Annotated in this window: 17 protein-coding genes; 9 read left to right on the top strand and 8 right to left on the bottom strand. The window is 54.7% G+C overall.

Annotated features, from left to right (window positions below; translation table 11 throughout):
* Positions 1-26 precede the first annotated feature (26 nt).
* Positions 27-1,394, bottom strand: coding sequence for an anaerobic C4-dicarboxylate transporter DcuC (gene dcuC / locus INF61_RS08310; protein ID WP_017382481.1), 1,368 nt, complete (start codon positions 1,392-1,394; stop codon positions 27-29).
* Between the two features lie 340 nt (positions 1,395-1,734).
* On the opposite strand from dcuC, the gene INF61_RS08305 reads away from it, so the two are divergent.
* The 7 genes from INF61_RS08305 (at position 1,735) to cspE (ending at position 9,198) form a co-directional block, all read left to right on the top strand.
* Positions 1,735-2,136 carry a hypothetical protein gene (locus INF61_RS08305; RefSeq protein ID WP_032620077.1) on the top strand — a complete coding sequence of 134 codons (402 nt, stop codon included), beginning with the start codon at positions 1,735-1,737 and terminating at the stop codon, positions 2,134-2,136.
* A 54-nt stretch (positions 2,137-2,190) separates the two neighbouring features.
* A complete protein-coding gene (locus INF61_RS08300) occupies positions 2,191-2,484 on the top strand; it encodes a copper-binding protein (RefSeq protein WP_193547684.1) in 294 nt (97 codons plus the stop codon).
* A gap of 11 nt (positions 2,485-2,495) precedes the next feature.
* A complete protein-coding gene (locus INF61_RS08295) occupies positions 2,496-3,752 on the top strand; it encodes a TolC family protein (RefSeq protein ID WP_047734252.1) in 1,257 nt (418 codons plus the stop codon).
* Entirely contained in the window at positions 3,749-4,948 is a 1,200-nt protein-coding gene (locus tag INF61_RS08290; RefSeq protein ID WP_193547683.1) for an efflux RND transporter periplasmic adaptor subunit, read from the top strand. The genes INF61_RS08295 and INF61_RS08290 overlap by 4 nt, the downstream gene beginning before the upstream one ends.
* Positions 4,945-8,061, top strand: a complete 3,117-nt coding sequence (locus INF61_RS08285) for an efflux RND transporter permease subunit (RefSeq protein WP_193547682.1) — start codon at positions 4,945-4,947, stop codon at positions 8,059-8,061. The genes INF61_RS08290 and INF61_RS08285 overlap by 4 nt, the downstream gene beginning before the upstream one ends.
* 161 nt (positions 8,062-8,222) lie before the next feature.
* Positions 8,223-8,798 carry a lipid IV(A) palmitoyltransferase PagP gene (pagP, locus tag INF61_RS08280; protein WP_017382475.1) on the top strand — a complete coding sequence of 192 codons (576 nt, stop codon included), beginning with the start codon at positions 8,223-8,225 and terminating at the stop codon, positions 8,796-8,798.
* Between the two features lie 190 nt (positions 8,799-8,988).
* Positions 8,989-9,198, top strand: coding sequence for a transcription antiterminator/RNA stability regulator CspE (gene cspE / locus INF61_RS08275; RefSeq protein ID WP_002439184.1), 210 nt, complete (start codon positions 8,989-8,991; stop codon positions 9,196-9,198).
* Positions 9,199-9,417: 219 nt separating this feature from the next.
* Here the strand turns inward: cspE and crcB are convergent, their stop codons facing one another.
* Positions 9,418-9,801: a fluoride efflux transporter CrcB gene (gene crcB / locus INF61_RS08270; protein ID WP_017382474.1), complete on the bottom strand. Its 384-nt coding sequence runs from the start codon at positions 9,799-9,801 to the stop codon at positions 9,418-9,420.
* A 67-nt stretch (positions 9,802-9,868) separates the two neighbouring features.
* Between crcB and INF61_RS08265 the strand changes: the two genes are divergently transcribed.
* Together INF61_RS08265 and tatE are read left to right on the top strand one after the other, a co-directional pair.
* The gene (locus tag INF61_RS08265) at positions 9,869-10,657 is read left to right on the top strand and encodes a deaminated glutathione amidase (RefSeq protein WP_063136443.1); all 789 of its coding nucleotides are present in this window, start codon (positions 9,869-9,871) and stop codon (positions 10,655-10,657) included.
* A 125-nt stretch (positions 10,658-10,782) separates the two neighbouring features.
* On the top strand, positions 10,783-10,986 hold the full coding sequence (gene tatE / locus INF61_RS08260; RefSeq protein ID WP_003858723.1) for a twin-arginine translocase subunit TatE: 204 nt from the start codon (positions 10,783-10,785) through the stop codon (positions 10,984-10,986).
* 80 nt (positions 10,987-11,066) lie between these two features.
* Here the strand turns inward: tatE and lipA are convergent, their stop codons facing one another.
* The 6 genes from lipA to rlpA all read right to left on the bottom strand — a co-directional run bounded on the left by lipA (position 11,067) and on the right by rlpA (position 17,049).
* Entirely contained in the window at positions 11,067-12,032 is a 966-nt protein-coding gene (lipA, locus tag INF61_RS08255) for a lipoyl synthase (protein ID WP_006809637.1), read from the bottom strand.
* Between the two features lie 207 nt (positions 12,033-12,239).
* On the bottom strand, positions 12,240-13,193 hold the full coding sequence (locus tag INF61_RS08250) for a YbeF family transcriptional regulator (RefSeq protein ID WP_193547681.1): 954 nt from the start codon (positions 13,191-13,193) through the stop codon (positions 12,240-12,242).
* A 291-nt stretch (positions 13,194-13,484) separates the two neighbouring features.
* Positions 13,485-14,126 (bottom strand): lipoyl(octanoyl) transferase LipB, encoded by a 642-nt coding sequence (gene lipB / locus INF61_RS08245; RefSeq protein ID WP_017694313.1) that lies wholly within the window; start codon positions 14,124-14,126, stop codon positions 13,485-13,487.
* 94 nt (positions 14,127-14,220) lie between these two features.
* Entirely contained in the window at positions 14,221-14,484 is a 264-nt protein-coding gene (ybeD, locus tag INF61_RS08240) for a DUF493 family protein YbeD (protein ID WP_006177135.1), read from the bottom strand.
* Positions 14,485-14,591: 107 nt separating this feature from the next.
* Entirely contained in the window at positions 14,592-15,803 is a 1,212-nt protein-coding gene (gene dacA / locus INF61_RS08235; RefSeq protein ID WP_003858714.1) for a D-alanyl-D-alanine carboxypeptidase DacA, read from the bottom strand.
* 139 nt (positions 15,804-15,942) lie between these two features.
* Positions 15,943-17,049, bottom strand: coding sequence for an endolytic peptidoglycan transglycosylase RlpA (rlpA, locus tag INF61_RS08230; RefSeq protein ID WP_023303295.1), 1,107 nt, complete (start codon positions 17,047-17,049; stop codon positions 15,943-15,945).
* Positions 17,050-17,053: the final 4 nt, after the last annotated feature.

Genomic DNA, 17,053 nt, shown 5'->3' with positions numbered 1-17,053 from the left:
CGCTTTTTGGAAATCAGGAATTTCGCTTAGGCAGCGCCGGGAACCAGCACTTCGGTGGCGATAATAACGATAATCAGGCCAACCAGCACCGGCACTGACGTGCGTTTTACCACTTCAAACGGAGAGATTTTCGCCATCCCCGCAACCGCAACCACCACGCCCGATACCGGAGAAATGGTACGGCCCAGGTTGGAGGCCTGAAGCATCGGAATGGACAGGTAAGCCGGGTTGATGCCGGAGGAGTGCGCCAGCTTAGGGATCATCTCAACAAAGGCGTAGAACGGCGCGTTACCGGAGCCGGTGGTCATCGCCGCCAGCATGGTCAGCACCACCAGCACCAGCATCAGGATAATGCTGGCCGAGCCGAACGAGGTGGCGATAGAGATCAGGCTCTGAATAAAGCCGATGGTGCTCAGCCCCTGGGCAAACACCCCCGCGGCAACCAGCAGCATCACCACGCCCGCGAAGGCATCCGCCATACCGCGGAAAGCAACTTCCAGACCCGTGAATACTTTCTGGGTGTTAAAACCACGAACGAATTCCAGGATGGCCGCCAGCAGCATACAGATCACCAGGATAGTGATGATGTGCAGCTGCGGGCCCCATTTGCCGTCGAAAATAAGCACGCCAATAATCGGCGTGAAGGGCAGGATGGAATAAAACGCCGGGGCGGTAGTGGTGATTTCGCTGACGTCCATCATTTCGTGGCTGACGTTCTCTTTCTTATCGAGATAGCGCTGCCAGAAGAAATGCGCCACGCCCATGCCGAGAATAGCGGTGATGGAGATCGGCAGTGTGGTTTTGAAGGCGAAGTCAATCAACGACATTTCCGCGGCTTTTGCGGCCAGCACTACGTCACCGGAAGTAGGGGAGAGAATAATCGCCGCCGGAGAGGCGCAAATAGCCGCCGCTGCGCCACGGCTGATCCCGACATTAACCATTACCGGGAACAACGTTGCCATTAACAGCACGCCAAGGCCCGTTGCTGAGGAAACGGCTAATGACATCAGACAGGCCAGGAAATAGGCCGCGACCATCAGCAGATAGGGGGAATTAATATATTGCAGCGGCTTAGAAGCCAGCTTTACCACCATATCATTCGCGCCGATATGGGTCATATAGGCAGCAAATCCGCAGAGCATCATGATCATCATGCCCAGATCGCCGCCGCGGCTCATCAGCAGAATTTTTATATATTCCACAATATCGGTAGCGGTATATCCGGTACTGGCTTCGCTGGCGGGTAAAACCTGATGACCCATTAGCGCGCTAATGATCAGCAGCGTCAGGCCGCCGACAAATAGCACGCCGGTGGCTGAGTAACCTTTAATGATGTAGCGTGCTACACCAACAATGACCACGACTCCAATGAGGAGTTCGAGAAAAGTAAGCATGATTTCCCCTGTATCCTTGCTGCCCGAGAGACAAATAATCAATAAAAAAGAAGCTGAAATGTGCCGAATAAATGTCCAGTCCTTGCTGATTAAAATCAAGAAAGAGACTACTAAAGGCACTGATGACGATATTTTTGCTAACCCTGCGTCATTTATATTAAGACGTTATTGACCTGATGAATAGATATTATATGTCATTAAATTGATGGTGAAGTGTTAAGGTTTTGAGTATTACTTGCCGAGAATCGATTTAAAACGTAAATCTCTTTAAAACCACTTCTCTTTCATTCTTTTGCCTGCTTATACTCGGTTCACTTTTACCCTATCCGACGATCTGAATATGCACGCCAGCTGGACATATCGCCTGCGCTTTATAAAAAAACATCTGCTGATGTTTTTGCTGGCGTTTGGCTGGCTGTTGATCCAGAGTCAGGTGGCCGTCGCCTCCCATCAATGTTCAATGGATTTGCGCGGTGAGGTGGCCACTATCCAGCATATGGAGATGATGGCGCAACCGGGGCCGCATTATGCTGCCGGTGCTTCACCGCTGTGTGAAAAGCATTGTGTGCCGGATCAGGTACAAAAAGATCCTGCCCAGCCGCATCTGGTGGCGCTGCCTGCCGCCATGACCCTGACCTTAACGACCCCAGAGTGCTCGTCTGCAAGCCATTCTGCGTGGTCCGTTACCCCCCCTGCTGTGGGGCCGCCGGCAACGATCCGCTACTGCCGGTTTCGGGAGTAAAAACCTGTTAATTCGTTGATTTTATTTACTTAACGTTTAACAGGAGTTTTTTTCATGCGTACTATATTCCTTTCCGTGCTGGTTGGCGCGTCCGTCTCTTTCGCTTCTTATACCGTTCAGGCAAACCAGACCTGGCAGGGCCACGGCGTGGTTCAGTCGATCTCTGACAGCGCCGTCATGCTCCGGCACGAGGCCATACCGGAACTAAAATGGCCAGCAATGACCATGCCGTTTACTTTATCTGCCGGCGCCACGCTGAGTGACGCCAAACCAGGGGATGAAGTGACCTTCACGCTTGAGCGTGCGGGTGACGGTTTCCAGATTATCTCGCTGACGCCAGCACGCTAAGCGAGGTCACCATGAAACAACACACACTGAGCCTGTGGCTCGGTGGGGTGTTGTTCGGCCTGTTAACCTCCGCCGCGCAGGCGGAGCCGTGGACGCTCGAACACACCCTCACCGAAGCCCAGCGCTACTCAGCAGAACTCTCCGCCAGCCGTAACGAAGCGCAGGCGCTGGATGCGATGGCGGATTCCGCCAGGCAATTACCTGACCCAAAACTGAAATTCGGCATCGAAAACGTGCCGGTACAGGGCAGCAACGATCGGCGGCTGACGCGCGAAGGGATGACCATGCAGAAGGTTGGCATCATGCAAAGCTACGTCAGCTCAGAGAAGCGGGAACGTAAAGCGCAGACCTTTCAGGCGCAGGCGCGAAGCGTGCTGGCAAAATCCGAAGCCGTCCGCGCCGCGCTTCAGCGTGATACCGCCCAGGCCTGGCTGGATCTGGCGCTGGCCCAGCAGGCGCTGAACACGGCCAGAACGCTGGTCCGTGAAACCGAACGCCAGCGGGGCGTGCAGAAGGCGAGCGTCGGGGCGGGAAGCGCCACGCCGGACAGCGTACTGGCCCTGCAAATGATCCTCAGCGCCATGCGCGACAAAGAGACGCTGGCGCAGCGGGATGTGCAGCTGGCGCAAAGCCGTCTGCTGGAGCTTACGGGGCACGCGATTACGGCGGTTCGCGGTCCGCTGCCGCGCTATCAGCGTCTTCCTGCCGAAGAAAAAACGTTGCAGGAGGGGATCGTCAGGCACCCGGAAGTGGAGGCCGCACGACGTGAAGCCGAGACCGCGAAAGCGCGTTCAGCGCAATCTGCCGTGGCGGCGATACCCGATGTGGATGTGGAGGTCTATTACGCCCACCGCGCCGAAGGCTACGACGATATGGCTGGCGTGATGTTCAGCGTGGATCTGCCTCTGTTCCAGTCAAAACGTCAGGACAAGGATTACGCCGCCGATGTTTCCCGCTCAATGCAGGCGGTGGATCAACTCACGCTGCTCAAACGCGAACACATTGCCCAGGTGCAAACGCTGGTGGCGCAGTATCAGGCTGCGCAAACGGTGTGGCAGCGTCAGCGGGACGAGGTACTGCCGTTGCAACGTCAACGGCTGGCGGTGCTGACGGCGCAATATCGCTCTGGACAGTCGGCGCTTCCGGCCCTGCTGGAGGCGCGTCGTGGCGTACTGGATACGGAACTGGCGGTGAACCAGGCGGAGCGCGAAATGGCGCGAACCTGGGCTGCCGTGAACTGGCTGATCCCGCAGGAGCTGGCGCAATGAAAAAAACAACGTTAATGGCGATTGCCATCGCGATAGCTGCCGCTGGCGGCTATTTTGTCGGAAAGAAGCAGACGCATCAACCGGCTGCGGCTGCACAACCCTCTGAACGTAAGGTGCTTTACTGGTACGACCCTATGGTGCCCGGTCAGCGCTTCGATAAGCCGGGTAAATCCCCCTTTATGGATATGGATCTGGTCCCGCGCTACGCCGATGAAGCGCAGGCGGCGTCAGGCGTGGCCATCAGCACTCAACAGCAGCAAAACCTGGGGATGAAAACCGCCAACGTTGAGATGCGCCAGCTGGTTTCGCCGTTCTCGGCCTTTGCCACGGTTGCAACGGATGAACGTAACGTCTCGGTGGTGTCAGCCCCGGCCAATGGCGTGGTGTCAAAATTGTTTGTTAATGCGCCGCAGCAGCAGGTGAAAGCCGGAGAGGCGCTGGCGCAACTGTGGATCCCGCAGTGGACCACCGCCCAGCAGGAGTATCTTGCGGTTCGTCAGCTTGGCGATGCCGCATTGACCCGCGCCGCACGCGAGCGGCTGGCGTTGCAGTTTATGCCGGAAGAGGTCATTCGTTTGCTGGAGCGTAGCGGTAAGCCGCAGACCACGCTCACCCTGCGCGCTGACCGGGCGGGCTATGTGGTGAAGCTGGACGCGCGGGAAGGGGCGCAAATCACCGCAACGGCGCCGCTGTTTGAGATCGCCAGCCTCGATCCGGTCTGGCTGGTGGTCGATTACCCGCAAACGCAGGCGCAGTCTCTGGCAGTGGGCAGCAACGTGGTAGCAACGTCAGAAAGCTGGCCGGGGGAGCAATTCCACGGCACGGTCAGCGAATTGCTGCCGCAGATGGAGGCGACCACGCGAACCCTGAAAGCCCGTATCGTGCTGGAAAATACCGCACATAAGCTGAAGCCAGGCATGTACCTCTCCGTCAGGCGTGCGGAAGAGATGAAAGGCCCGCCGGTGCTGGCGGTGCCGGAAGAGGCGGTGATTAACAGCGGAGAGTCTGCGCGTCTGCTGCTGGCCACCGGGGACGGTTATTTCCAGCCTGTGACGGTGACAACCGGCCTGACGGCGCAGGGCTGGACGGCGATCCTGTCCGGGGTCAAAGAGGGCGATAAGGTGGTGACGTCCGGGCAATTCCTCATTGATTCCGAAGCCAGCCTGCGTAGCGTGATGCCGGAGGTGACGCCATGATTGCCGCTGTGATTCGCGCCTCGTTGCGTAACCGCCTGCTGGTGATCCTGGCCGCGCTGATGATGGCCGGCTGGGGCTGGTGGGCGGTGCAGCGCGCGCCGCTGGACGCGTTGCCCGATCTGTCTGATGTGCAGGTCATTATCAAAGCGAGTTACCCCGGAAAAGCGCCGCAGGTGATTGAAGATCAGGTGACCTGGCCCCTGACAACCTCCATGTTGTCTGTGCCGGGAGCTAAAACCGTGCGTGGTTTTTCAATGTTTGGTGACGCTTATGTGTATGTGCTGTTTGAGGATGGCACCGATCTCTACTGGGCGCGATCCCGGGTGCTGGAATATTTAAGCCAGGTACAGGCGCAGTTTCCGCCAGGCGTGAAGGTGTCGCTGGGGCCAGATGCGACGGGCGTGGGCTGGATCTACGAATATGCGCTGATCGACCGTAGTGGAAAACACAGCCTGGCAGATCTGCGGGCCCTTCAGGACTGGACGCTTAAGTTCGAGCTTAAGACGGTACCGAATGTATCTGAAGTGGCAAGCATTGGCGGAATGGTGCGTCAGTATCAGATCGTGGCGGACCCGGCGAAGATGCGCGCGCTGAATATTACCCACAGCCAGCTATCGGGCGCGGTGCAGGCCGCCAATAAAGAGAGCGGCGGCGCCCTGCTGGAGATGAGCGAAGCGGAGTATATGGTGCGGACAACGGGCTATTTGCGCTCGCTGGAGGATTTTCGCAATGTGGTGATCGCCACCCGCGATGGCGTACCTGTCCTGCTGAAAGATGTCGCCACCATTGGCATTGGCCCGGAGATCCGCCGGGGCGTGGCGGAGCTTAACGGTGAAGGGGAGGTCACTGGCGGCGTGATCGTGATGCGCTACGGGCAGAATGCGCTGGAAACGCTTCGTGCGGTAAAAGCGAAACTGAGCAAGCTGCAAAAAACGCTGCCGCAGGGCGTCGAGATTGTTCCGGTCTACGATCGTTCCACGCTGATTGAGGAATCGGTCAAAACGCTGACGCACAAGCTGCTCGAAGAGTTTGCCGTGGTGGTACTGGTGTGCGCGCTGTTCCTGTTCCACCTGCGCTCCGCGCTGGTGGCGATGGTCTCTCTGCCGCTGGGGATCCTCGGTGCTTTTGTGGTGATGCACTATCAGGGCATTAACGCGAATATGATGTCGCTCGGCGGGATCGCCATTGCCATCGGGGCGATGGTGGATGCGGCAATTGTGATGATTGAAAACATGCACAAGGTGCTGGAGCAGTGGCGGCATGATAATCCGGGCAAGGAGCCCGCGTCGGGGGAATACTGGCGTCTGGCGGAAAAGGCGGCGGTTGAAGTGGGACCGGCGCTGTTTTGCAGCCTGTTAATCATCACGCTGTCATTTATACCGGTTTTTTCGCTGGAAGCGCAGGAGGGGCGAATGTTCTCGCCGCTGGCGTTCACCAAAACCTGGTCGATGGCCGTGGCCGCCGGGCTTGGGATCACCCTGGTGCCGGTGCTAATGGGCTTTTTCATTCGCGGGAAAATCCCGGATGAGAAGGCAAACCCGATCAACCGCCTCCTGATCCGCCTGTATGAGCCGCTGCTGGACAAGGTACTGACCTTCCCGAAAATGACGCTGGCACTGGCATGTCTGCTGCTGATCGCCACGCTCTGGCCGCTGAGCCGCCTGGGAAGCGAATTTATGCCGCCGCTGGATGAAGGGGATTTACTCTATATGCCCTCCACGCTGCCGGGGATCTCTGCTCGCGAGGCATCGCGGCTGCTTCAGCAGACGGACCGCTTGATCAAAAGCGTACCGGAGGTCGCGAGCGTGTTTGGCAAAGCCGGTCGCGCGGAGTCGGCAACCGATCCCGCGCCATTAACCATGCTGGAAACAACCATTCACTTTAAGCCCCGCGAGCAGTGGCGGCCAGGAATGACGCCGCAAAAGCTGGTGGAGGAGCTTGATAAAACCGTGTCGCTGCCGGGTATTGCCAATGTGTGGGTGCCGCCTGTCCGTAACCGCCTGGACATGCTAGCAACCGGGATCAAAAGCCCGGTCGGCATTAAGGTGAACGGCAATAATATTGCCGACATTGAGCGCGTGGCCCGGCAGATTGAGCAGGTGGTGAAGGACGTTCCTGGCGTTTCCTCTGCGCTGGCGGAGCGTCTGGAAGGCGGGCGCTACGTGGATATACGTATCGACCGGCAAAAAGCCGCGCGCTTCGGCGTTTCCGTCGATGAACTGCAAAGCCTGGTCTCCACGCTGGTCGGGGGTGATAACATTGGCGAGGTGATCCAGGGACGCGAGCGGTATCCCATCAACCTGCGTTATCCCCGCGATTTGCGTGATAACGTCGACACGTTGCGGGTGTTGCCGGTAGTGACCGCCAGCGGTAGCCAGGTGGCGCTGGGGGAATTGGCCGATATCGTCGTGACGGAAGGCCCACCGATGCTAAAAAGTGAAAACGCGCGCCTTTCCAGCTGGATCTACGTGGACTTGCGCGGGCGCGATCTGAAGTCCGCCGTGGATGAAATGCAAAAACGGGTGGAGGAGAAGGTGGTATTGCCGCAGGGCGTGTCTCTCTCCTGGTCCGGGCAGTTTGAATATCTGGAACGAGCGACCGCGACGCTCAAAATAGTCTTACCTGTCACGCTGATGATTATATTCGTCCTTTTATGGTTAACCTTCAGGCGGATATCAAATGTCCTGATAATAATGGGGACATTGCCGTTTGCGCTTATTGGGGGCGTGTGGTTATTGTGGCTGCTTGAATATAATTTGTCAGTGGCGGGGGCCGTTGGCTTTATCGCCCTTTCCGGGGTGGCGGCAGAATTCGGCGTAATTATGGTTCTTTATTTGAATCATGCGCTCGATAAATATCACAGGCTGGAGCCAGAAGGGGGAAATACGGTGCTGATGCGGGCGATCCACGAAGGTGCCGTGCTGCGCGTGCGTCCGAAGGTGATGACGGTCGCCACTATTATGGCAGGACTGCTGCCCATTATGTGGGGGAGTGGGAGTGGTTCGGAGGTGATGCAACGTATTGCCGCGCCGATGATTGGTGGCATGGTAACGGCACCGTTATTATCGATGTTAGTTATTCCCGCACTCTACAAATTGTTACATCAACGTTAAATATGTCAACTGCATGTGCTTATTCAGGCATGCAGTTTATGTATCCTCAGATTATTCCCAGGAACGGGATGGTAATTAGGAATAACACCCATGCTGTTAAGCGTTCATTCAAGTATTCTGTGTTAAGGTCTGCACCGAATACTAAATATGGTAATGGCATTGTGATTGTACGAATTAAATTCCCCCTGATTTTGTTGTTTATTATTGGGCAGTTATCGTTTGCGTCTGCGGTTAATGCAGACAGCAATACAGCGGATAAAGGCTGGTTCACCACCTTCACGGATAACGTCGCGCAAACATGGAACGAACCTGAGCATTACGATCTCTATATTCCGGCCATTACGTGGCATGCACGTTTTGCCTACGATAAAGAAAAAACTGACCGTTATAACGAGCGTCCGTGGGGGGCCGGCTTCGGTCAGTCTCGCTGGGATGAAAAAGGTAACTGGCATGGCCTGTACCTGATGGCGTTTAAGGACTCCTACAATAAATGGGAGCCTATTGGTGGCTACGGCTGGGAAAAAACCTGGCGTCCGTTATCAGACGACAACTTCCGTCTGGGGCTGGGCTATACGGCAGGGTTCACGGCGCGTGATAACTGGAAATACATTCCTGTTCCGGTACTGCTGCCGCTTGCCTCCATCGGCTATGGTCCGGCAACGTTTCAGATGACCTACATACCGGGTACCTATAACAACGGTAACGTTTACTTTGCCTGGATGCGGTTTCAGTTTTAACTGAATTTTTCTGCTAAATCGGCCAAAAAACGCACAGACATTGAAATGTAAAGGATAAAAATCGAACAGCGAAAATTAACGCGACTTTTGTCACTTTTTATCAAAGATCCGCTGGACAAAACGCCTCACAATTGTTGTACTGATACCCGACACAGCATTTGTGTCGTTTTTTAATGTAAAGGTAATTTTGATGTCTAAGATTAAAGGTAACGTTAAGTGGTTTAATGAGTCCAAAGGATTCGGTTTCATTACTCCTGAAGATGGCAGCAAAGACGTGTTCGTACACTTCTCTGCAATCCAGTCTAATGGTTTCAAAACTCTGGCTGAAGGTCAGCGCGTAGAGTTCGAAATCACTAACGGTGCCAAAGGCCCTTCTGCTGCTAACGTAATCGCTCTGTAATTCAGACGCGTCAGCAAGAATTTCAAAACCCGCTCAATGAGCGGGTTTTTTTCGTTCTGAATCAACCAATAAGATAGATCTTCAGGAAGCTGGCGACGATCGCGACGCTTAGCAATACCATACCCACGCCTGACAGAGTTTCTTTCATGCTATCACCCTCGTTCAATATTGAGCCAAGAGTGACAGAGAAAAATTAAGCCAACATTAAGGTTGCCGCGCTTAATGTCCGCTGGCGGAGGAAAATAACCAGAATGCGATCGCAGTCATCGCAAACGAGCCAAGCATGTTAACGGCAATGTTGGTCAGCGCCCAGCCCATCCGGCCTTCCTGAAACAGAAAGACCACCTCCGCAGAGAAGGTAGAAAACGTTGTTAAGCCGCCGCAGAAACCAGTTGTAATCAGAACCTTCCACATAGGGTCGATGTTGGTCATGCGATTAAACCAGGCCAGCCCCATCCCAATAATAAACGCCCCGATCAGATTTGCCGCCAGTGTCCCCATCGGAATGGCCTGATGCAGGGGGTTAAACCGCATGCTTAAGAGCCACCGCGCAACGCTACCCGTGCCTCCACCAATAAAAACGGCTATAAGTAGTTGTAACACTGTCAATACCTGCTATTTGCTGTGTAAGTGCGTCGAGTGTAACGCTGTTTTTAACCGGGAGACAATTATGTATGTTGCAGTAGGGCAGTTCGCGGTGACGCCGGACTGGAATGAAAACGCGGAAAAATGCGTCTCCCTGATGCATCAGGCGAAGCAAAAGGGGGCGTCGTTGCTGGTACTTCCCGAGGCGTTACTGGCCCGTGATGATGGCGATCCAGACCTGTCGGTAAAGTCTGCGCAAACGCTGGAAGGGGCGTTTCTGAAACGACTGCTGGCCGAAAGCGTTGGCAACACGCTCACCACCATATTGACGGTCCATGTTCCGTCCTCGCCGGGGCGCGCGGTAAACACGCTGGTGGCGATACGTGAGGGTGCCATCGTCGCGAGCTACGCCAAACTTCATCTGTATGATGCGTTCAGCGTTCAGGAGTCGCGCCTGGTCGATCCGGGGAGTGTAATTCCGCCGCTGATTGAGGTCGAGGGTGTTAAGATTGGCCTGATGACCTGCTACGATATCCGTTTTCCCGAGCTGGCGCTGAACCTGGCATTGCAGGGGGCCGAGGTGCTGGTTCTGCCTGCCGCGTGGGTCAAAGGACCGCTTAAGGAGCATCACTGGGCGACGCTGCTGGCAGCACGTGCGCTGGATACCACCTGTTACGTGGTAGCCGCGGGTGAATGTGGTAACAAAAATATCGGGCAGAGCAGGGTTGTCGATCCGCTGGGGGTGACGGTTGCGGCAGCAGCGGAGACGCCTGCGTTATTGCTGACGGAGATAATTTCCGCCCGAATAGCGCTTGCGCGTCAGCAATTACCTGTTCTGCGCAACCGCAGGTTTGCGCCACCGCAATTAATGTGATGTTTTTTTCAACAATGCTTGATTCACCTTGTTACAGATTGCTATTGTGTGCACGCGCCAAATGACCGTTAATACGTTCAGGTTTTTTGGCGGAATGCAGCCTGTTTCATGTAAAGAAGGTATTTATGGGTGAGATTAGTATTACCAAACTGCTGGTGGTTGCCGCACTGGTCGTCCTGCTGTTCGGTACCAAGAAGTTACGCACGCTGGGTGGAGACCTGGGTGCTGCCATTAAGGGCTTTAAGAAAGCAATGAACGATGACGACGCGGCAGCAAAGAAAAGCGCCGAAGATGACATCACTGCACAGAAGCTTTCACACAAAGAGTAATGGCAATGCTGCAAGGCTTGCATAAAAAAACCGGCTCACGAGGCCGGTTTTTTGTTTTACTGTAAATAAATTTTACAGCTTTATTTCACTTCTTCGCCCTTCGCCTGCATATCGGCGTGATAAGAGGAGCGAACAAACGGACCGCACGCGGCATGGGTAAAGCCCATCGCCATCGCTTCGGCTTTCATTTCATCGAACTCATCCGGGCTCACGTAACGCTGTACAGGCAGGTGGTGACGGCTTGGCTGGAGGTACTGGCCCAGCGTCAGCATGGTGACGCCGTGGCGGCGCAGATCGCGCATCACTTCAATGATCTCAGCGTTGGTTTCACCCAGGCCGACCATCAGGCCGGACTTGGTTGGAATATGCGGATGGGCTTCTTTAAAGCGCTCCAGCAGCTTCAGCGACCAGTTGTAGTCTGCACCGGGACGTACCTGACGGTAGATACGCGGTACGTTCTCCAGGTTGTGGTTGAATACGTCTGGTGGCGTCGCGGTCAGGATATCGAGCGCGCGATCCATACGGCCACGGAAGTCCGGCACCAGCGTCTCAATCTTAATGTTCGGGCTTTTTTCGCGGATGGCGGTAATACAGTCAGCAAAATGCTGAGCACCGCCATCGCGCAGATCGTCACGGTCAACGGAGGTGATAACAACATAACGCAGCGCCATATCGGCAATCGTCTGCGCCAGTTTTTGCGGTTCGTTTGCGTCAGGCGCAACAGGACGGCCATGGGCAACGTCACAGAACGGACAGCGGCGGGTGCAGATGGCACCCAGAATCATAAATGTCGCGGTACCGTGATTGAAACATTCAGCAAGGTTAGGGCAGGAGGCCTCTTCACAGACGGAGTGAAGGCCATTTTTGCGCATCGCCGCTTTGATCCCCTGGATACGCGAAGAGTCGGCCGGAAGTTTGATTTTCATCCATTCCGGTTTTCTTAACAGCGCCTCGCGCTCTGTAGCCACGTTTTTAACCGGGATAAGGGCCATTTTATCGGCATCGCGGTATTTAACACCGCGTTCCATCACAATGGGTTTACTCATAGCGTGCGTGTTCCAGTTGCGAATATCGAAGGAAAGCGTTTCAATTCAAGGGAATGTTGTAATTATCAACTATTTTTGAACGAACGACAGGCAGTATATCATTTAAAGGGGCGATAAAGCAGCCTGCCAGGTCGCCAATTTGTAAAATAGTTGTTGTTTTGTGCCTTTTGCCCCGCTTGCGGCAGGGGCTTGTGCTGAAAGGCGGGATCAGAACGCCTGGCGGATCACGTTAATGACGTTTTCCAGCACCGGATCGCGCAGGCTTAGCTTGTTATAATGCAGTGAGATTTCAACAGATTCCGTCGTAAGTTGACTCAATGGAATGCTCTCCAGCGGCCAGCACTTTTGAAGCAGAGTGAAGAGACGCACAGGCATAATACAGAGCAAATCGCTGCTGCCAATCAGGGCCGCAAGGGTAAACATATTGTAACTGCTGAAGCTGATCAGACGGTCCGGGAACAGTTCGTCAATACGCTGGCGCAGCGGATCCGGACCCTGCCCCTCGGACATAAAGGTTGCATGTTCGTAATGACGCAAATTTTCAGGCGTCAAAGCTGCGCCCAAAGCAGGATGACTCTGACGACATACGAGCGCCAGAGAGTCGGTATAGAGAACGTTATGCCCTAATGCCCTGGCCGCGAAGCTGTTGCTGTCGATGATCAGGTCCGTCTGGAATTGTGCCAGCTGAGTTTCCGGATCGTTAACGGGCACGTTGCGGATCAGCAGCTGTGGCGCATGCTGTTTAACAGCCTGGTAAATAGCGGGCATGACCAGAACACCCACAGAGGGAGAGGTGCCTATGGTGATGGTTCGTTGCTTATCGTAACTGCCGGTGAGATCCAGCGCGCCCAGAATCGATTCCAGATCCTGGCTGATGTACTCATGCAGATGGGTGGCGTACGCGGTGGGGGTTACGCCCTGGCCTTTACGAATAAATAAGGGATCGGGAAATATCGCGCGCAATTTTTGAATTGACTGGCTAATAGCAGAGGGCGTGAGATTAAGAATTTTCGCAGCATTAACGATACCTTTGTGGACATATACCGCCTCAAAAATAGTCAATAAATTGAGATCAATATTACGTAAAGTCCGGAAAATTTGCGGCTTATCTTCGCCGCTGGTTTCATTCAGGCGTTTGGCTGGTAAATTAGTAGGCTCCACGCTCTTACTCCGTATCCATTCACAATATGAATGATAGTTGAATTTATTTATTATGCTTGCAGAGATTCGTAAAGTGTTTCGTAAGTTTCCCTTGTTTATCGAAAACAAGCAGTTGGGTGATTATCACGCACGTTACACGATACCCGGTGATGGTACTATTAAGGTTCTAATTAATATGGGACGCTAATATATGGGCGACTCGAAAATATAGAATATGCGGTTTATTGTAAAGCGTAAATGCGGCAATTAAGCAGTGGCTGGTCAAATAACCGAACCACTGCCGGAAGTGTGTTAAGCAGCAATATATTCGTAGTCAGGATTGTTAAGCAGCGCTAAAAACTTCTTCAGAAGCACGGGGCGGATATTCTCAGGGGTGGCGGTATCGACCCACTGGCGCATTTGCGTCATTTCCATACCGGCATACCCGCATGGGTTGATGCGCTGGAAAGGGGTCAGATCCATATTGATATTCAGCGCCAGCCCGTGGAACGAGCAGCCTTTACGGATACGCAGCCCCAGCGAACAGATCTTCATCTCTCCCACGTAGACGCCCGGGGCATCGGCGCGAGGGTGAGCATCGATACCGTACTCAGCGAGCGTGTTCACCACGGTTTGTTCCAGTAAGGTCACGAGCTCACGCACGCCCAGCTTTCTGCGTTTCAGGTTAAGCAGGACATACATTACCTGCTGGCCCGGGCCGTGGTAGGTTACCTGTCCACCGCGATCGCTCTGGATCACCGGGATATCACCCGTCATCAATAAATGTTCGGCTTTTCCTGCCTGGCCTTGAGTAAACACCGGCAAGTGTTCAACCAGCCAGATTTCATCAGGGGTGGTGTCATCGCGCATATCGGTAAATTCATGCATAGCCTGAGAGACTGGCTCGTAAGGCTGTAGCCCAAGATGGCGGACAAGAATTTTATCCTGGTACAAAAGGACGTCTCCGAAGACAAGGGAGAATAGGTAACGGGGAGTATATCACAGCGGGGAAGTGGGTTACCCGGCAAACCGGGTAACCGCTGAGGGACTACAGCACCATACGAACAATTTCGATATTGCCGAGCTCTTCGTACAGCGTCTCAACCTGCTCAATGTGTGTCGCAGTGATGGTGATTGAGACCGAGTGGTAGTTACCTTTGCTGCTCGGTTTGACTGATGGAGAGTAGTCACCCGGCGCATGGCGCTGTACCACTTCAACCACCTGATCAACCAGCTCAGGTTTCGCCAGACCCATTACTTTGTAAGTAAAAGAGGTAGGGAATTCAAGCAGTTCGTTAAGTTTGGTTTTCATGTCAGCTCCGGCGTGTGTATAAAAAATAATAACTCCCGCCACGGGGCGGGAGTTTTACTGATACGTAGTATATGGGGATCAAAATCACACTTTCAAGTGTTCAATTTTTAACCAAACCAGTGATGGAACATCAGCTTAATGTAATCAATGATTTTGCCGAAGAAATTGCCTTCAGGAATTTCCTCCAGCACCACCAGCGGGCGCTGATCGATGGTTTTGCCATCCAGCTGGAAGTTAATCGTACCCACGACCTGATTCTTTTGCAGCGGGGCGTGCAGCTCGGTGGTATTCAGCACGTAGCTGGCTTTCAGATCTTTCATACGACCGCGTGGGATCGTCAGATAGAGATCTTTGTCCACGCCCAGGGAAGCGCGATCGTTATCGCCAAACCAGACAGGTTCAGAGGCAAATTCTTTACCAGCTTTCAGCGGGTTCACGGTTTCGAAGAAGCGGAAGCCCCAGGTCAGCAGCTTTTTGCTTTCCGTTTCGCGGCCTTTAAACGTACGCCCCCCCATCACGGCAGAGATCAGACGCATCTGGCCTTCAGTGGCGGAGGCCACCAGGTTATAGCCGGCTTTATCGGTGTGGCCAGTTTTGATGCCGTCGACGTTCAGGCTGTTGTCCCACAGCAGGCCGTTACGGTTGGTCTGACGAATGCCGTTGAAGGTGAACTCTTTCTCTTTGTAGATAGAGTACTCGTTTGGCACATCGCGGATCAGCGCCTGACCGATCAGCGCCATGTCACGCGCGGAGCTGTACTGACCCTCGGCGTCCAGGCCGTGAACGGTCTGGAAGTGGCTGTTTTTCAGGCCCAGGGCGGAGACGTAGCTGTTCATCAGGCCCACAAACGCGTCCTGGCTGCCCGCTGCAAAATCGGCCATGGCCACGCAGGCGTCGTTACCGGACTGCAAGTTGATGCCACGGATAAGCTGAGAGACCGGAACCTGCATGCCTGGCTTCAGGAACATCAGCGATGAACCTTTGAACACCGGGTTGCCGGTTGCCCACGCATCGTTACCGATGGTCACCAGGTCGGTTTCTTTGAATTTGCCTGCTTTCATGGCCTGGCCGATAACATAGCTGGTCATCATTTTGGTCAGGCTGGCCGGATCGCGGCGGGCATCGGCGTTCTGTTCTGCCAGAACTTTGCCGGAGTTGTAATCAATCAGGATGTAGGATTCCGCGTCGATCTGCGGAACGCCAGGGATCATGGTCTTGATGTTCAGGTCGTCCGCGTGAGCTGCGGAGAACGCAGCAGCGCAAAGGGCCGTGGTCAGCGCCATGCGCTGCACAAAACGAGCAGAAAAAGTGGTCTTCATGGTCAGAACTACGACATCCGTGATGGAATTAAAAAAAGTGCCTTACTATAGCAAATGCTATACGGGCAGGCATCCGACTTTCATCATGAGAGTGTTAACGTGCTTTACACAAACTGACATTTCGGATACCACCGAATAATTATTTTGCAACAGCGATAAACGACTGGAGCTGCGCCTCGCTCTGCAAACGCTGTTGCAGGGACGCTGCCTGCGATTTGCTGGCAAACGGACCCATCTGGATACGCCATACCGCACCGTTTTGCTCAACGCGGCCTGGCACGCCAAACTGCTTGCTTAAACGCTGCTGATATTGCTCTGCACGGGTCCGATCGCTGACGGCGCCAACCTGAACCACGTAGCTGCCGCTCGCCGTCGCAGGCGCCGCAGTCTGCGTAGCAGCAGGCGCGGTCACCGGGGCGGGTTGTGTAGCGGGTGCAGCAGCGACGGGCGCAGGCGCTGGGGCAGGTTCATTTGATTCAATCACGCCCGGCGCTAACGTGGTGGGTGCGCCAAGGAAACCACTGCTTTTCACCGGGGCGCCGGTCGCGTCTTCACTTTGCAGCGTATCGTTGCTGATAGCACGCACTTCACCCTGCGGCTGTGCGGGCTCTGCCGGCGTTGAAGCGCCCCCCATACCACCGCTCAGATCCGGGCGAGCGGGCAGGGCATAGGTCTGTTTCGCGACCGTGGTACAGGCCGTGCCCGGGCCAGACAGTGAACCATCCTGCGCCACGATAATCGGGTCGATACGCACTTTAGTATTGTTTGAGGTGTTCAGACGGTCGGCCGCCGCGCGGGACAGGGAGATCACGCGATCGGTGCCGTAAGGACCGCGATCGTTGATACGCACCACGATCATTCGGCCATTCGCCAGGTTAGTGATGCGTGCATAGCTCGGGACAGGCAACGTCGGGTGTGCCGCCGTGATCTGCATCGGATCGAAGGTTTCACCCGACGCGGTCAGATTGCTGCCGGGCTCAGCATCATAGATGGCAGCAAAGCCAGCCTGGCTGAAACGGGAAGGATCCTGAACGATTTTATAGCTTTTACCGTCGCGCTGATAATCCTGATTCACGCTGGCGTTCAGCGGTTCATAAACGGGATCGGCACCGCTAATCTCAACAATCGGGCCATTACAGACCGCAGGCTGCGGCGGCGCGACGGTTGCCTGTTGCTGACCATCATCACTTGTACAGGCGGCAAGTAAACTTGCTGCGATGCAGATCCCCAGCCACTGCTTACGCATTGCG

It is taken from the genome of Enterobacter cloacae complex sp. P18RS (assembly GCF_014982105.1).
Lineage (GTDB): Bacteria > Pseudomonadota > Gammaproteobacteria > Enterobacterales > Enterobacteriaceae > Enterobacter > Enterobacter hormaechei_C.
Note: the sequence above shows the minus strand (reverse complement) of the source record. Positions and strands in the feature narration are given on the sequence as shown.

Bases quoted from the DNA above. Each gene is read 5' to 3' on its own strand.
- dcuC (WP_017382481.1), bottom strand. From the start codon at position 1,394: ATGCTTACTTTTCTCGAACTCCTCATTGGAGTCGTGGTCATTGTTGGT.
- INF61_RS08305 (WP_032620077.1), top strand. From the start codon at position 1,735: ATGCACGCCAGCTGGACATATCGCCTGCGCTTTATAAAAAAACATCTG.
- INF61_RS08300 (WP_193547684.1), top strand. From the start codon at position 2,191: ATGCGTACTATATTCCTTTCCGTGCTGGTTGGCGCGTCCGTCTCTTTC.
- INF61_RS08295 (WP_047734252.1), top strand. From the start codon at position 2,496: ATGAAACAACACACACTGAGCCTGTGGCTCGGTGGGGTGTTGTTCGGC.
- INF61_RS08290 (WP_193547683.1), top strand. From the start codon at position 3,749: ATGAAAAAAACAACGTTAATGGCGATTGCCATCGCGATAGCTGCCGCT.
- INF61_RS08285 (WP_193547682.1), top strand. From the start codon at position 4,945: ATGATTGCCGCTGTGATTCGCGCCTCGTTGCGTAACCGCCTGCTGGTG.
- cspE (WP_002439184.1), top strand. From the start codon at position 8,989: ATGTCTAAGATTAAAGGTAACGTTAAGTGGTTTAATGAGTCCAAAGGA.
- INF61_RS08265 (WP_063136443.1), top strand. From the start codon at position 9,869: ATGTATGTTGCAGTAGGGCAGTTCGCGGTGACGCCGGACTGGAATGAA.
- tatE (WP_003858723.1), top strand. From the start codon at position 10,783: ATGGGTGAGATTAGTATTACCAAACTGCTGGTGGTTGCCGCACTGGTC.
- lipA (WP_006809637.1), bottom strand. From the start codon at position 12,032: ATGAGTAAACCCATTGTGATGGAACGCGGTGTTAAATACCGCGATGCC.
- ybeD (WP_006177135.1), bottom strand. From the start codon at position 14,484: ATGAAAACCAAACTTAACGAACTGCTTGAATTCCCTACCTCTTTTACT.
- dacA (WP_003858714.1), bottom strand. From the start codon at position 15,803: ATGAAGACCACTTTTTCTGCTCGTTTTGTGCAGCGCATGGCGCTGACC.
- rlpA (WP_023303295.1), bottom strand. From the start codon at position 17,049: ATGCGTAAGCAGTGGCTGGGGATCTGCATCGCAGCAAGTTTACTTGCC.